The sequence below is a fragment of the Actibacterium naphthalenivorans genome, from assembly GCF_014196965.1.
In the GTDB taxonomy this organism is placed as follows: Bacteria; Pseudomonadota; Alphaproteobacteria; order Rhodobacterales; family Rhodobacteraceae; genus Actibacterium_A; species Actibacterium_A naphthalenivorans.
In genome coordinates this window covers 721,271-736,208 of the sequence record NZ_JACIEQ010000001.1, presented here as the reverse complement: position 1 = coordinate 736,208, position 14,938 = coordinate 721,271, and the positions used below count along the sequence as shown (strand labels likewise).

Sequence of the window (14,938 nt, the reverse complement as noted above, 5' to 3'; positions counted from 1 at the left end):
GGTGCCTTTCGCAGTTTCAGAACCATTGCCCCGGTTCCATCAGCCCCAGATCCAGCAATTGCTGCGAGGTCCATTCGAACTCGGTCGAGTTGTGCCATTTGAAGGTCGGGATGTCGAAGGTCGAGCCCGCATTCGTCTTGAGCGCCTTGGCGGTGCGGAACGAACAGATGGCGGCGGTCAGGTTGTGGTGCCAGGGGCAGGAATAGGTGTTGTATTCCTCGTCGTTGAAGGTGTTGTCGCGCCGCAGCTCAAGCCCCGGTTTGGCCCGGAACAGCGCGATCCGGTCGATCTTGCGCCGGGGCTTTGGCACATGCTCTTCGAACCGCCAGCGCAGCCCGCCGAAAAAGTCGAGCTGGCGTTCCTTCGGATTACCCTCGGCATCCGCCCGCGCCAGCGCGTAATAGCCCGACTTGTCCAGCAGCGCGGTTTCCAGCGAGACCGCATCGGGAAACCTGTCCACGTCGGCGGCGTAAAGATCGATGACATAGGTCAGCATCGCGTCGCGCCGCTCTTCGCCGTGAAAGGCCAGCATCTCGCCCACCGTGCGGGTTTCGCAGAAGGGGAAGAACAGGAATTCGGCGTTGTAGCAAAAATACATCCACTGCCCGTCCGCCGCCGCGATGACCCGGTTCAGCGCGTTCTGAAACGCCTTGTCCTGAAACACGTCGATCGCCACCCGGTGCACCTTGCCGGCGATGTCGGCGGGCAGGCGCAGCTCTTCGGGGGCGAAGACGATGACGGTACGAAACCCCAGGTTCAGATGATGGCGGATCGTGGTATCGACCTCGACCAGATCCTCGACAAGGATCACGGCAATCGGCCCCTTGGCCAGCGCGTCGCCGGCTTTTGCCAGAAAATCGCTTGTCCCGTCGTAGTTCATTCCGCGCCTCGCCGCCCTGATCCCCGGGCCTTTTCCGAAACTCCTGTAAATCGGGTATCATTGCAAGCGTTGCGGCTTTTGCCGGCATTGTGTAGGAGGGCGCCTTGAATTGGCGGGGTGCGGATCATGGCGGACCAGAAGAAACTGTTCATCAAGACCTATGGCTGTCAGATGAATGTCTATGACAGCGAGCGCATGGCCGAGGCGCTGGGCGGGGCGGGTTATATTGCCACCGACACGCCCGATGATGCCGACATGATCCTGCTCAATACCTGCCACATCCGCGAAAAGGCGGCCGAAAAGGTTTATTCCGAGCTTGGCCGCTTCAAGGGGCTGAAGGCCGCCAAGCCGGAGCTGAAGATCGGCGTAGCCGGCTGTGTCGCCCAGGCCGAAGGCGCCGAAATCATGCGTCGTCAGCCGATGGTCGATCTGGTGGTGGGGCCGCAAAGCTATCACCGGCTGCCCGCGATGGAGGCGAAGGCCGGGAACGGGCAAAAGGCGCTCGACACCGATTTCCCCGAGGAAGACAAGTTCGCGCATCTGGCCGCCCGCCCCAAGGCGCAGCGCGGCCCGTCCGCGTTTCTGACCGTGCAGGAAGGCTGCGACAAGTTCTGCGCCTTTTGCGTGGTGCCCTATACCCGCGGCGCCGAGGTCAGCCGCCCGGTGGACCGCGTGCTGGACGAGGCGCGCGACCTGGTGGAGCGCGGCGTGCGCGAGATCACGCTGCTGGGCCAGAACGTCAATGCCTATCACGGCGCGGGCGCGGGGGGCGACTGGTCGCTGGCGCGGCTGATCCGCGAACTGGCCAGGATCGACGGGCTGGCGCGGATCCGGTTCACCACCTCGCACCCGAATGACATGGACGACGACCTGATCGCGGCTCATGGCGATTGCGACAAGCTGATGCCCTATCTGCATCTGCCGGTGCAGTCGGGCTCTGACCGTATCCTGAAACGGATGAACCGCAGCCATACCGCCGAGCAATATCTGCGGCTGATCGAGCGTATCCGGGCCGCGCGGCCCGATATCCTGCTGTCGGGCGATTTCATCGTCGGCTTCCCCGAAGAGACGGAAGCGGATTTCGCCGCCACCCTGGCGCTGGTGGAGCAGGTGCGCTACGGCCAGTGCTATTCGTTCAAATACTCCACCCGTCCCGGCACTCCCGCCGCCGAGCGCGCGCAGGTGGATGAGGATGTGAAAGCAGACCGGCTGCAGCGGCTGCAGGCGTTGCTGTCGCGCCAGCAGGCGGAAATCCAGGATGCGATGGTCGGGCGCGAGGTGGGCGTGCTGTTCGAAAAGCCGGGGCGCGAGGCCGGGCAGCTTGTGGGCAAGTCCGATCACCTGCATGCCGTGCATGCGCAGGCGGGCGCCGAGCGGATCGGGCAGGTCGCGCGGGTGCGGATCACCGGATCGGGGGCCAATTCCCTTGCCGGGCAGGTGGTGGAGGTTTGAGGCAACTCGCCCCTGGCGCGAGTTGGCCTGAAACGTCGGGCGGATTTCCTTTGTTTTGGCGGATAATTGCCAGATTTCGCGGCGATTGTATCGGCAACGGGGCGGTCCTTGGGATTAACCTTTCACAGAATCGGGGGAAAACGGTAATGTCTTCAGGTGTTTCAGAGTGATTGAACAATGGTAGAGATTTCAAGTTTTCCGAAATACCGGCATTGGCCTGACGGGCTTTCCTGCGGGGCGTTCCACGCGTTGCGCGGCATCGCGCTTGCGGGGCTGGCGGTTGCCGCCCTGATGCTGTCCGGCATGGCTGGCTGGGCGCAGCAGGATGTGATTCAGGGCGAACGCTATATCCCCACGATCTGGGTCGATCCCGATGGCTGTGAGCATTGGGTCATGGATGACGGCTGGGAGGGGTACATGTCTCCGCATGTCGATCGCCAGGGCCTGCCCGTGTGCAATCGCGCGCCGACCTGCGGCACGCTGAATTCCGATCAGCTTTTCGCGACCAACCAGTCCACGATCAGCGCCGACGGTCGCCGCCGTCTTGTTGAATTCTTCCGCTCCTCCACCGCGACCTCTTTTGCCATCGCTGGGCATACCGACAGCCGCGCCTCGGACGAGTACAACATGTCGCTTTCGCTGCGCCGCGCGAATGCGGTGGCCGCCGTGGCCAAAAGCGTCGGCGCGCGGATCACCGATGTGCGCGGATACGGCGAGCGGGACCCGATCGACACAAACGCGACAGCCGCGGGCCGGGCCCGGAACCGGCGCGTCGAAATCATCTGTTTCCGTTAAGGGGTCGGGCATGACATTCTTCAAGGCTTTCACGCTTCTGCCCATCGTCGCCCTGGTGGCGGCCTGCGAAACCAATCACGGCGACAAGACCATCGACGGCGGTGTTCTGGACAACAAGCGCCTGAGCGAGATGCGCGCCGGTATCTGGGTGGATCCCAACGGGTGTGACCACTGGATGATCGATGACGGCGCCGAGGGCTATATGGACATCCGGCGCGACAAATACGGCCGGCCTGTCTGTTCGGGCATCGCCCCGCCGGGCTCTGTCGTCGGGCCGTTCAAGGCCGGCTCGCCGGTCGAGGATCCGGTCTGACGGCATCGCGAGCGCATCGCAAATGGCCGCAGGGCAATGCCCGGCGGCCTTTTTTGTTGCAATTCCGTGAAACCTGTCACCCAACGCTTGCGTATCGGGCCAGAGAGCGCCACCATATCTATGCAGGCTTTAACAAACGGAGTCGTTTTTGGGCATCAGCGCTCTGACCCCCCCGCCAAACACGGAAGACGTTCACGAAACGCTTCTGGAGTTCCCTGACAACCGCCTTCTGATCGACCTTTGCGGAGAGTTCGACCGCAATCTCGCGCAGATCGAGCATAAGCTCGGGGTGCATATCCTGCGACGGGGCAACCAGATTGCCGTTGTCGGAGAGGGGGATGCGCGCGGCCGGGCCGCGATGGTGCTGCAGCAGCTTTACGGGCGGCTCGAGGCCGGAAAGACGCTGGATGCCGGCGATATCGACGGCGCGATCCGTCTGGGCGATTCCGGAGAGGGCACCGGCGCCCGCCAGGGCGACCAGCTGGAGATGTTCCAGGGCGGCCATGTCGAGATCAAGACCCGCAAGAAACTGGTCGAGCCGCGCACCGAGGCGCAGAAAGCCTATGTGCGGGCGCTGTTCTCGCACGAGCTGGCCTTCGGCATCGGCCCGGCGGGCACCGGCAAGACGTATCTGGCGGTGGCGGCGGCGGTGAACATGTTCATCGGCGGCCATGTCGACAGGATCATTCTGTCGCGCCCGGCCGTCGAGGCGGGCGAGCGGCTGGGCTTTCTGCCCGGCGACATGAAGGAAAAAGTCGATCCCTACATGCAGCCGCTCTACGATGCGCTGAACGATTTCCTGCCCAGCAAGCAGGTCGCCAAGCTGATCGAGGAAAAGCGGATCGAGATCGCGCCGCTGGCCTTCATGCGCGGGCGCACGCTGGCCAATGCCTTCGTGGTGCTGGACGAGGCGCAGAACGCCACCACGATGCAGATGAAGATGTTCCTGACCCGGCTCGGCGAAGGCTCGCGCATGGTCATCACCGGCGACCGCACGCAGGTGGACCTGCCGCGCGGCACGTCCTCGGGGCTGGCGGATGCCGAAAACCTGCTCAAGGACATCGACAAGATCTCGTTCAACTATTTCACCGCCAAGGACGTGGTGCGCCACCCGCTTGTCGCCAGGATCATCGAGGCCTACGACAAGGCCGATGCCTGATCTGGTCGAAACGCTGATCGAGGATGATCGGTGGCAACGGGAGGGGCTGGAGGCGCTGGCCGAAACCGCCTGCCGCGCCACGCTGGCCCGGCTGGGGCTTGCCCCCGACGCCTATGAGATCAGCCTGCTGGGCTGTGACGATGCCCGCATCGCCGTGCTCAACGCCGATTTCCGCGGCAAACCGTCGCCCACCAATGTGCTGTCCTGGCCCGCCGAAGACCTTGCCGCGCCGGGGGACGGCGATGCGCCGGGCCTTCCCGCCCCGGGCCCGGCCGGCATGGCCGCAGAGCTGGGGGATATCGCCATCGCCCATGAAACCTGCGCCCGCGAGGCGGCGGAGCAGGGCAAGAGCATGGCCGACCATGTGACCCATCTTCTGGTTCACGGCTGCCTGCACCTGTTGGGTTATGACCACATAAGACCAAAGGATGCGGCCGTGATGGAAGGTTTGGAGGTGGAAATACTTGCAACCTTGGGTCTTGCTGACCCATATGGCTGATACGGGCGTGCACGTCCGGCTTAACTGGTAAGGACTGATGGGCGACGAGACCGACGGGTCTTCTATGGCAGCGCAAGGCGCGCCGGACATTGAAGAGAACAACAAGGGTGGCCTGCTGGGCCGGCTTATCGGGGCTTTTCGTGCCCCCGACCCGATAGACGAACAGGACCAACGCGCGGAAATTTCTGCCACAGGCACCACGGGTGCCCTGTCTCCGCTTGGCATGGCCAACCTGCGCCGGATGCGGGTCGAGGATGTGGCGGTTCCGAAGGTCGAGATCGTGGCGGTGCCGCTGGACATTTCCAAGGACGATCTGGTCAAGGTTTTCCGTGACAGCGGCATGACCCGCCTGCCGGTGTTCGACGGCACGCTGGACACGCCCGTCGGCCTGATCCACCTGAAGGATTTCGCGCTGGAGCACGGGTTCAACGGCCCCAGCACCGATTTCGCGCTGCGCCCGATGGTGCGGCCGCTGCTCTATGCGCCGCCGTCGATGCCGATCGGCGTGCTGTTGCAGAAGATGCAGAACGACCGGATGCACATGGCGCTGGTGATTGACGAATACGGCGGGGTCGACGGGCTGGTCACGATCGAGGATCTGATCGAACAGGTCATCGGCGAGATCGAGGATGAGCATGACATCGCCGAGGGCAGCCCCTGGGTCGAGGAAAAGCCGGGCATCTACCTGGTACAGGCCCGCGCGCCGCTGGACGAGTTCGAGGCCAAGATCGGCATCAAGCTGGCCGACGAGGAAGACGAGGAAGAGATCGACACGATGGGCGGTCTTGTCTTCATGATGACAGGCCGGGTGCCCACGCGGGGCGAGGTCGTGCCGCATGACAGCGGCGCCGAGTTCGAAGTGGTGGATGCCGATCCGCGCCGAATCAAGCGGCTGCGCGTGCGCCTGCCCGAGGCGAAGGACGGCTGAGCCGATGCGCATGCGCCAGGCCGCGCTGACCGGTGAAAAGGCGCGCGGCGGGGCGGCGGCCTTCGGTCTTGGCATTGTCGCCGCGGCGGGGCAGGCCCCGCTGGGCCTGTGGCCGCTGGCCCTGCTGGGGTTCGCCGGGCTGATTGCTCTTGTCCTGCCGGCGGCCACCCCGCAGCGGGCCGCGAAACTGGCCTGGATGGGCGGGGCGGGGTATTTCGGCGCGGCGCTGGTCTGGATCGTGCAGCCCTTTCTGGTGGATATCGCCCGCCACGGCTGGATGGCGCCCTTCGCGCTCGGCCTCATGGCCTTTGGGCTGGCGCTGTTCTGGGCGGTGGCGGGCTATGCCGCCGCGCGTTTCACGCAACGGCCTGGGCTTCGATGCGCAGCGCTGGTGCTGATGCTGACAGTCGCGGAACTGGCCCGCAGCTATGTGCTTACCGGTTTCCCCTGGGCGCTGATCGGCCATCTGTGGATCGGCACCCCGGTGATGCAGCTCGCCGCGGTGACCGGCCCGCACGGGCTGACGCTGCTGGCGCTGCTGGCGGCGGCGCTGCCGGTGGCGCTGCGCACCCGCGGGGCGGTGCTGGCGCTTGTGCTGGTGGCGGCGGCCTGGGGCTACGGCGCCTGGCAACTGACCCGGCCGATACCGCCGCGAGAGGCCGCGCCCGTCGTGCGTCTGCTGCAGCCCAACGCGGCGCAGCATCTGAAATGGCGAGACGATCTGGTACCGGTGTTCCTTCGCCGTCAACTGGCGCTGACGGCCGAATTCTCCGACCCGGCGCCGGATCTGATCGTCTGGCCCGAAACCGCCGTGCCCTACCTTTTGGGTCAGGCGGAGCCGGTGCTGAAGATGATTTCCGACGCCTCCGGCGGGCGCCCGGCCATCCTGGGCATTCAGCGGCGCGACGGGCGGCGGGTGTTCAACGCGCTGGCGGCCATCGGCGCGGGCGGCGCGGTGACCCATGTCTACGACAAGTATCACCTGGTGCCTTTCGGGGAATACATGCCGCTCAGCGGGTTTTTCGCCCGGTTCGGCATCTTCGGCCTGGCCGCGGGCGAAAGCTTTGGCTATGCCGCCGGCCCCGGCGCGCAGGTGCTGGATCTGGGCGCGCTGGGCAAGGTGCTGCCGCTGATCTGCTACGAGGCGATCTTTCCCCAGGATCTGCGCGCCGCGCCAATCCGGGCCGACTGGATCCTGCAACTGACCAATGACGCGTGGTTCGGCACATTCTCCGGCCCCTATCAGCATCTGGCCCAGGCGCGCCTGCGGGCGGTGGAACAGGGGCTGCCGGTGCTGCGCTCGGCCAATACCGGCGTGTCGGCGGTGATCGACGCGCGGGGCAGGGTACTGCGGGACCTGCCGCTGAACACGGCGGGGCAACTGACCGCGCCGGTACCGCCCGCGCTGCCGCCCACGCTTTATGTGCGTTTCGGCGACTGGCCGGCGGGCCTCGCCATTATTGTTGCGCTGGCGGCACTTATATACAGGCGCTTCTCAGTATCCCGTTGACCAGCGCCGCCCCCAAGCGTAAGCCGCACTGACCTTACCGTCACAACGGCTTCCTGGCGTGGCGGGTATTTTCACAATGGAGCACTTCCCATGGCCCGGCAGAACTACATTTTCACCTCCGAATCCGTGTCGGAGGGGCACCCCGATAAAGTGTGCGATCGTATCTCGGATGCGATCCTCGACGCATTCCTGACAGAAGAACCCAATGCGCGGGTCGCATGCGAGACATTCGCCACCTCCGGCATGGTCGTGATCGGCGGCGAGGTCGGCCTGTCGAACCAGGAGCGGCTGAAGGACTATATGGGCCGCATCGGGCAGATCGCGCGCGATTGCATCAAGGACATCGGCTATGAGCAGGAGAAGTTCCACTGGAACACCTGCCACGTGCTGAACTTCCTGCACGAGCAATCCGCCCATATCGCCCAGGGCGTCGACAAGGACGGTGCTGGCGATCAGGGTATCATGTTCGGCTATGCGGTGGATGAAACGCCGGAGTTGATGCCGGCCCCGATCCAATATGCGCATGCGATCCTGCGCCGCCTGGCCGAAGTCCGCAAATCCGGTGCCGAGCCGACCCTGCGCCCTGACGCCAAATCGCAGCTTTCGGTGCGTTACGAGGGCGGCAAGCCGGTCGAGGTGACCTCGATCGTCCTGTCCACCCAGCATGAGCGTGAAGATCAGGATTCCGCCGCGATCCGCGCCATCGTAGAACCCTATATCCGCGAGGTTCTGCCCTCGGGCTGGATCACCGACAAGACCGAATGGTGGGTGAACCCCACCGGCACCTTCGTGATCGGCGGCCCCGATGGCGACGCCGGCCTGACCGGGCGCAAGATCATCGTCGATACCTACGGCGGCGCGGCCCCGCATGGCGGCGGCGCGTTTTCCGGCAAGGATCCGACCAAGGTGGACCGTTCGGCCGCCTATGCCGCGCGCTATCTGGCGAAAAACGTGGTGGCCGCGGGGATGGCGAAACGCTGCACGCTGCAGCTCTCCTATGCCATCGGGGTGGCCAAGCCGCTGTCGATCTATGTCGATACCCACGGCACCGGAGAGGTCGACGAGACCGCGATCGAAAAGGCCGTGGCCCAGGTTATGGACCTGACCCCGCGCGGCATCCGCGAGCATCTGGACCTGAACAAGCCGATCTATCAGCGCACCGCGGCCTACGGCCATTTCGGCCGCGCCCCCGATGCCGATGGCGGGTTCAGCTGGGAAAAGACCGATCTGATCGACGCGCTGAAAAAGGCGGTGTGACAGGGCGATGGCGAAAACCGATGTATCTGGGCTGAGCCAGCTGGGCCAGGCCGTGGCCCAGCCTGCCTCGCCCGAAGAGGCGGCGCTGGAAAAGGTGCCCGCCAGCCACGCGGGCACGAAATACGTCGTGCGCTTCACCGCGCCGGAATTCACCTCGCTCTGCCCGATGACCGGCCAGCCGGATTTCGCCCATATCGTGATCGATTACATCCCGCGCGACTGGCTGGTTGAAAGCAAGTCGCTGAAGCTGTTCCTGACCTCGTTCCGCAACCACGGCGCCTTTCACGAGGATTGCACGATCGACATCGCCAAGCGGCTGGTGGCGCTGCTCGATCCCGAATGGCTGCGGATCGGGGCCTATTGGTACCCGCGCGGCGGCATCCCGATCGACGTGTTCTGGCAGACCGGCCCGGCACCCGACGGGGTATGGATCCCCGATCAGGGCGTCGCGCCCTATCGCGGCCGGGGCTGACCTGCCGGTGCGCCTGCGGCGCAAGTCCTGTATTGCGGCCCTGCGGGCCGGTTTGCCTCCGGCGGGGATATTTCGCCCAAAGCAAGGCTGAGACCTGCTTTTCCTCAGATTGCTTTGGTGCAAATATCCCGGGGTTTGGGGCGGAGCCCCAACAGGCAGAAGGCTTGCGCCGAAGGCGCGCGTTTCCTGCTCATGTCCAACTGCACGATTGCACCTTGGGGCGCGATTTCGTAGCACCCCCGCCATGAGCGAAGATACCCACCCCACCGGCGCCCCCTGGCGCAATTTCTATGGTCGCCGCCACGGCAAGACGCTGCGCGACAGTCAGCGTGCATTTCTGGATGAGGATCTGCAGGCGCTGGCGCCGCGCGGGGTGAGCTGGGAGGAAAACCCAGAGCGTCGCCCGCTCGACCTGGGCGCGCTGTTTGGGGCGCGCGATGTGTGGCTCGAGATCGGTTTTGGCGGTGGTGAGCATATGGTGCATCAGGCCGCCGCGAATCCCGGGGTCGGTATCATCGGCTGCGAGCCATTCATCAATGGTGTGGCCATGCTGCTGGGCAAGATACGCGATGCCGGGGTAAGCAACGTTTCGGTCCATCCGGGGGATGTGCGGGATATGTTCGACGTGTTGCCAGAGGCTTCGATCGCACGGGCCTTTCTGCTCTATCCCGATCCCTGGCCGAAGAAGCGCCATCACCGGCGCCGTTTCGTGACGCCCGAGCATCTGGAGCCGCTGGCGCGCGTCATGAAGCCCGGCGCGATTTTCCGGGTGGCCACGGATATTCCCGATTATGTGCGTCAGACACTGGAGCAGGTGCCGCGCCAGGGCTTCGAATGGCTGGCAGAAGGACCGCAGGACTGGCGGACGCCTTGGGAAGACTGGATTTCCACGCGCTATGAGCAAAAGGCGCTGCGCGAGGGGCGGGTGCCGCATTACCTGACGTTCCGGCGGGTGTAGCGCCGGGGACGGGAGGTTTTTGCCTCCGGCGGGGGGCTTCTGTCATGGACGCTTCGTTTGCCGTGGGCTATCACGCGCGCAACCAACGAATGAGGCAGATATGTCCGGCCATGGCGATCCTATCCCGATGACCGCCCGCAGATCCGCGCCGCTGAAGGGCGTGGCGGATGTGCCGGGAGACAAGTCGATTTCCCACCGGTCGCTGATCCTTGGCGCGCTGAGTGTGGGCGAGACCCATATCACCGGCCTGCTGGAAGGGCAGGATGTGCTGGACACGGCCCGGGCGATGCGCGCCTTCGGGGCCGAGGTGACGCATCTGGCCCATGGCGAGTGGGTTGTGAGCGGTGTGGGGGTTGGCGGGTTTGCCGAGCCCGAACAGGTGATCGACTGCGGCAATTCGGGCACCGGTGTGCGCTTGATCATGGGGGCGATGGCGACTTCGCCGATCAGCGCGACCTTTACCGGCGATGCCTCGTTGCGGTCGCGCCCGATGGGGCGGGTGACCGATCCGCTGGGGCTTTTCGGGGCGGCGGCTTACGGGCGCGCGGGCGGGCGGCTGCCGATGACGATCGTCGGTGCGGCAGAGCCGGTGCCGGTGCGCTATGTGGTGCCGGTGCCCTCGGCCCAGGTGAAATCGGCGGTCTTGCTGGCGGGGCTGAATGCGCCGGGTCAGACCGTGGTGATCGAGAAGGAGGCCACGCGCGATCATACCGAGCGGATGCTGGCGGGATTCGGCGCGGAGGTTTCGGTGGAGCAGACCGAGGAGGGGCGGGTGATCACCCTGACCGGCCAGCCGGAACTGCGGCCGCAGAGCATCGTGGTGCCGCGCGATCCGAGTTCGGCCGCGTTTCCGGTGTGTGCGGCGCTGATCGTCGAGGGGTCGGATGTGCTGGTGCCTGGGATCGGGCTGAACCCGACGCGCGCCGGGCTGTTCATCACCCTGCAGGAGATGGGCGCCGATCTGACATTCGAGAACATGCGCGAGGAGGGCGGCGAGCCGGTCGCCGATCTGCGCGCGCGTTACTCCACCGCCATGCGCGGGATCGACGTGCCGCCGGAGCGGGCGCCGTCGATGATCGACGAATATCCGGTCCTCTCGGTTGTTGCCGCCTTTGCCGCCGGCAAGACGGTGATGCGCGGGGTGAAGGAGCTTCGGGTCAAGGAAAGTGACCGGATCGACGCCATGGCGCGCGGGCTGGAGGCCTGCGGCGTGACCGTGGAGGAGGATGAGGACACGCTGATCGTGCATGGCATGGGGCCGGGCGGGATGCCGGGCGGGGCGGTTTGTGCCACCCATCTGGATCATCGGATCGCGATGTCCTTTCTTTGTGCGGGGATGGCGGCGCAAAAGCCGGTGTCGGTGGATGACGCGGGGCCGATCTCTACGTCCTTTCCGGTGTTCGAGCCGCTGATGGAAGGGTTGGGCGCGCATCTGGGGCGGAGCAACCGGTGAGCTTCACGGTGGCGATTGATGGCCCCGCCGCGGCGGGGAAGGGCACGATTTCCCGTGCTGTGGCGGCGCATTTCGGCTTTGCCCATCTGGACACCGGCTTGCTGTACCGGGCCACCGGGCGGCGGGTGCTGGACGGGCTGGAGCCGGTCGCCGCGGCCAGGGCGCTGCGACCCGAGGATCTGGCGCGTGACGATCTGCGCACGGCCGAGGTGGCACAGGCAGCTTCGAAAGTGGCGGCGATACCGGAGGTGCGCGCGGCGCTGGTGGATTTTCAGCGCGCCTTTGCCCGGCGTGCGGGCGGCGCGGTTCTGGATGGGCGCGACATCGGCACGGTGATCTGCCCCGAGGCGCAGGTGAAGCTTTATGTGACCGCAAGTGATGCGGTGCGGGCCCGGCGGCGGTTTCTGGAACTGTCGGGCAAGGGCGCCGATGTGACCCCCGACGGGGTGCTGGCCGATCTGCGCGAACGCGATGCGCGCGACAGCGAGCGGGCGGCGGCGCCGCTGGCGGCGGCGGCGGATGCGGTGGTTCTGGACACCTCCGCGCTGACGATCGATGAGGCCGTGGCAAAGGCCATCGCGGTCATTAACGCGCGGCGCGGCTGACACGGCGGCTGGACTTTTCCGTACCCCCCACCCATCTCGGAAGGATGGAGAGGGGGCACCGGACGTGGCTGGCAGATTGATCGGATGGACAGGCGCGATGGTCTTGGCGGCCATTCTGGGCATCGTGGCCGTGCTGGCCGCCCCGGCGGGCGAACCGGCATCGGGCTTGGCTCATGGTCTTTTGTGGCGCAACAGCCCGCTTGCGGCGGTGTTCCCGCTGGTCGTGCAAACGCCCGAGGGGCGCGATTTCTATCTCAGGGTGGAAGATGCCGAGACGGGCGAGGCGGTACTGGCCGCGGGCATCACCGGCGGGCAGTTCTTTCGGGTGCTGGTGCCGAACGGGCGCTTTGTGCTGGATTTCGCCTATGGCACCGATTGGCGCGGCGAGGAGGAGGGTTTTGCCCCCGCACCAAACACCGGCGCGCTGAGGATCGACAGCCCCCTGAGCTTTGGCGTGGAGGGGTTGGCACGCAAGGCCGGGCATGTGGTGACGCTGACCGAACAGGAGGGCGCGTTCACCGTGGCGGCGAAGGGGCAGGCGATCTGTCAGCGCACGCGTGTGATCCATGTGCGACCGCTGCGCCCTCTTATAAGCCCCGATGGCGATGCGTTCTATGACCCGGATCCGTTTTCCACCGACCGGCGGTCGCTCAAGTCCCGCCCGCAACCCAGCGACTTTTACACCACCTACGAATATGACAGCTGGTCCTACGTGTGCGACTGAAAGGGGCGGGTCGTCCGCAGGGCGCTTTTCTGCGGCTTTCCCTTGCCTGGCTGGGGACATGTCTGTATAGAGCCCGATGTCGACAAGGCAGTCAAAGCCATAGAACACACATATGGGCAGGGTCGGGAACAATCTCCGGCCCTCATTGTTGTTGGCGCGGCTGCAAATGACCAACCCAAAGACCGGCGGAGACAACCGCGTGGCCAGAAAAAACATTGTAAAGGAAACCGAGACCAGATGGCTCAAAACGTATCGATGGAGGATTTCGAAGCCCTCCTGCAAGAAAGCTTCGAGATTGACACGCCCAGCGAAGGGTCCGTTGTCAAAGGCCGCGTGATCGCAATTGAAGCGGGTCAGGCCATTATCGACGTCGGCTACAAGATGGAAGGCCGCGTCGAACTGAAAGAATTCGCCAATCCCGGCGAGGCCCCGGAAATCGAAGTCGGCGACGAGGTCGAGGTGTTCCTCGATCGCGTGGAAAACGCCCGTGGCGAGGCTGTCATCAGCCGCGACAAGGCGCGCCGCGAAGAAGCCTGGGACCGTCTGGAGAAAGCCTACGCTGACGAAGAGCGTGTCGAAGGCGCGATCTTCGGCCGGGTCAAGGGTGGCTTTACCGTCGATCTGGGCGGCGCCGTGGCGTTCCTGCCCGGCTCTCAGGTTGACGTGCGCCCGGTGCGCGATGCCGGCCCGCTGATGGGGCTGAAGCAGCCGTTCCAGATCCTCAAGATGGACCGTCGCCGTGGCAACATCGTCGTGTCGCGCCGCGCCATTCTGGAAGAAAGCCGCGCCGAGCAGCGCGCCGAGGTGATCGGCAACCTGACCGAAGGCCAGGCCGTGGACGGTGTTGTCAAGAACATCACCGAATATGGTGCCTTCGTCGATCTGGGCGGCGTTGACGGCCTGCTGCACGTCACCGACATGGCCTGGCGCCGTGTGAACCACCCGTCGGAAATCCTGTCGATCGGCGAGACCGTCAAGGTTCAGGTCATCAAGATCAACAAGGAAACCCACCGTATCAGCCTGGGCATGAAGCAGCTTCAGGCCGATCCGTGGGATTCGGTGGAAGCCAAATATCCGCTGGAATCGGTGCATACCGGCCGCGTCACCAACATCACCGACTACGGTGCGTTCGTTGAGCTGGAGCCGGGCGTCGAAGGCCTGGTTCACGTGTCCGAAATGTCGTGGACCAAGAAGAACGTCCATCCCGGCAAGATCGTCTCCACCTCTCAGGAAGTGGAAGTCATGGTGCTGGAAATCGACACCGCCAAGCGCCGCGTGTCGCTGGGTCTGAAACAGACCATGCGCAACCCGTGGGATGTGTTCGCCGAAACCCATCCGGTGGGTACCGAGGTCGAGGGCGAGGTCAAGAACATCACCGAATTCGGTCTGTTCATCGGTCTCGACAACGACATCGACGGCATGGTGCACCTGTCCGACCTGTCGTGGGACGAGCGCGGCGAAGATGCGATCCAGAACTACCGCAAGGGCGACACGGTCAGGGCCGTCGTCACCGAGGTGGATGTGGACAAGGAGCGTATCTCGCTTTCCGTCAAACAGCTGGGCGGCGACAAGTTCGCCGATGCCGTGGGCGGCGTGAAGCGCGGCTCGATCATCACGGTCGAAGTGACCGCGATCGAGGATGGCGGCATCGAGGTGGAATACGAAGGCATGAAATCCTTCATCCGCCGCTCCGATCTGTCCCGTGACCGTGCCGACCAGCGCCCCGAGCGTTTCCAGGTTGGTGACAAGGTTGATGTGCGCGTGACCAATATCGACAGCAAGACCCGCCGTCTGGGCCTGTCGATCAAGGCGCGCGAAATCGCCGAGGAAAAGGAAGCGGTCGAGCAGTACGGCTCGTCGGATTCCGGTGCGTCGCTCGGGGATATCCTGGGTGCCGCGCTCAAGGGCGACGACAACTAAGACACCGTGCCTT

At 65.0% G+C, this 14,938-nt stretch carries 15 protein-coding genes and 1 riboswitch; of the genes, 14 read left to right on the top strand and 1 reads right to left on the bottom strand.

Going from position 1 to position 14,938, the window contains the following annotated elements:
• Positions 1-16: 16 nt before the first annotated feature.
• On the bottom strand, positions 17-880 hold the full coding sequence (locus tag GGR17_RS03560) for a glycosyltransferase family 2 protein (protein WP_037208697.1): 864 nt from the start codon (positions 878-880) through the stop codon (positions 17-19).
• A 126-nt stretch (positions 881-1,006) separates the two neighbouring features.
• Between GGR17_RS03560 and miaB the strand changes: the two genes are divergently transcribed.
• The 14 genes from miaB (at position 1,007) to rpsA (ending at position 14,925) form a co-directional block, all read left to right on the top strand.
• Positions 1,007-2,332 (top strand): tRNA (N6-isopentenyl adenosine(37)-C2)-methylthiotransferase MiaB, encoded by a 1,326-nt coding sequence (gene miaB / locus GGR17_RS03555; protein WP_054538065.1) that lies wholly within the window; start codon positions 1,007-1,009, stop codon positions 2,330-2,332.
• A gap of 291 nt (positions 2,333-2,623) precedes the next feature.
• Positions 2,624-3,127, top strand: coding sequence for an OmpA family protein (locus GGR17_RS03550; protein ID WP_157445634.1), 504 nt, complete (start codon positions 2,624-2,626; stop codon positions 3,125-3,127).
• Between the two features lie 10 nt (positions 3,128-3,137).
• Positions 3,138-3,440, top strand: coding sequence for a hypothetical protein (locus GGR17_RS03545; RefSeq protein WP_037208694.1), 303 nt, complete (start codon positions 3,138-3,140; stop codon positions 3,438-3,440).
• A gap of 148 nt (positions 3,441-3,588) precedes the next feature.
• Positions 3,589-4,599 carry a PhoH family protein gene (locus GGR17_RS03540; protein WP_054538067.1) on the top strand — a complete coding sequence of 337 codons (1,011 nt, stop codon included), beginning with the start codon at positions 3,589-3,591 and terminating at the stop codon, positions 4,597-4,599.
• On the top strand, positions 4,592-5,098 hold the full coding sequence (gene ybeY / locus GGR17_RS03535; protein WP_054538068.1) for an rRNA maturation RNase YbeY: 507 nt from the start codon (positions 4,592-4,594) through the stop codon (positions 5,096-5,098). The genes GGR17_RS03540 and ybeY overlap by 8 nt, the downstream gene beginning before the upstream one ends.
• A gap of 37 nt (positions 5,099-5,135) precedes the next feature.
• Positions 5,136-6,026, top strand: a complete 891-nt coding sequence (locus GGR17_RS03530; protein WP_054538069.1) for a hemolysin family protein — start codon at positions 5,136-5,138, stop codon at positions 6,024-6,026.
• A 10-nt stretch (positions 6,027-6,036) separates the two neighbouring features.
• Positions 6,037-7,536, top strand: a complete 1,500-nt coding sequence (lnt, locus tag GGR17_RS03525; protein WP_054540308.1) for an apolipoprotein N-acyltransferase — start codon at positions 6,037-6,039, stop codon at positions 7,534-7,536.
• Positions 7,537-7,570: 34 nt separating this feature from the next.
• Positions 7,571-7,620, top strand: a riboswitch (SAM-SAH riboswitch).
• Positions 7,621-7,626: 6 nt separating this feature from the next.
• On the top strand, positions 7,627-8,793 hold the full coding sequence (gene metK, locus GGR17_RS03520) for a methionine adenosyltransferase (protein ID WP_054538070.1): 1,167 nt from the start codon (positions 7,627-7,629) through the stop codon (positions 8,791-8,793).
• 7 nt (positions 8,794-8,800) lie between these two features.
• Complete coding sequence (gene queF, locus GGR17_RS03515; protein ID WP_054538071.1) at positions 8,801-9,265, top strand: preQ(1) synthase; 465 nt, start codon at positions 8,801-8,803, stop codon at positions 9,263-9,265.
• 244 nt (positions 9,266-9,509) lie between these two features.
• Positions 9,510-10,223 (top strand): tRNA (guanine(46)-N(7))-methyltransferase TrmB, encoded by a 714-nt coding sequence (gene trmB, locus GGR17_RS03510; RefSeq protein ID WP_054538072.1) that lies wholly within the window; start codon positions 9,510-9,512, stop codon positions 10,221-10,223.
• Between the two features lie 100 nt (positions 10,224-10,323).
• On the top strand, positions 10,324-11,676 hold the full coding sequence (gene aroA / locus GGR17_RS03505; RefSeq protein WP_054538073.1) for a 3-phosphoshikimate 1-carboxyvinyltransferase: 1,353 nt from the start codon (positions 10,324-10,326) through the stop codon (positions 11,674-11,676).
• The gene (locus GGR17_RS03500) at positions 11,673-12,281 is read left to right on the top strand and encodes a (d)CMP kinase (RefSeq protein WP_054538074.1); all 609 of its coding nucleotides are present in this window, start codon (positions 11,673-11,675) and stop codon (positions 12,279-12,281) included. The genes aroA and GGR17_RS03500 overlap by 4 nt, the downstream gene beginning before the upstream one ends.
• Positions 12,282-12,345: 64 nt before the next feature.
• Entirely contained in the window at positions 12,346-13,005 is a 660-nt protein-coding gene (locus GGR17_RS03495; protein ID WP_157445507.1) for a hypothetical protein, read from the top strand.
• Between the two features lie 42 nt (positions 13,006-13,047).
• Positions 13,048-14,925, top strand: a complete 1,878-nt coding sequence (gene rpsA / locus GGR17_RS03490; RefSeq protein ID WP_255353379.1) for a 30S ribosomal protein S1 — start codon at positions 13,048-13,050, stop codon at positions 14,923-14,925.
• Positions 14,926-14,938: the final 13 nt, after the last annotated feature.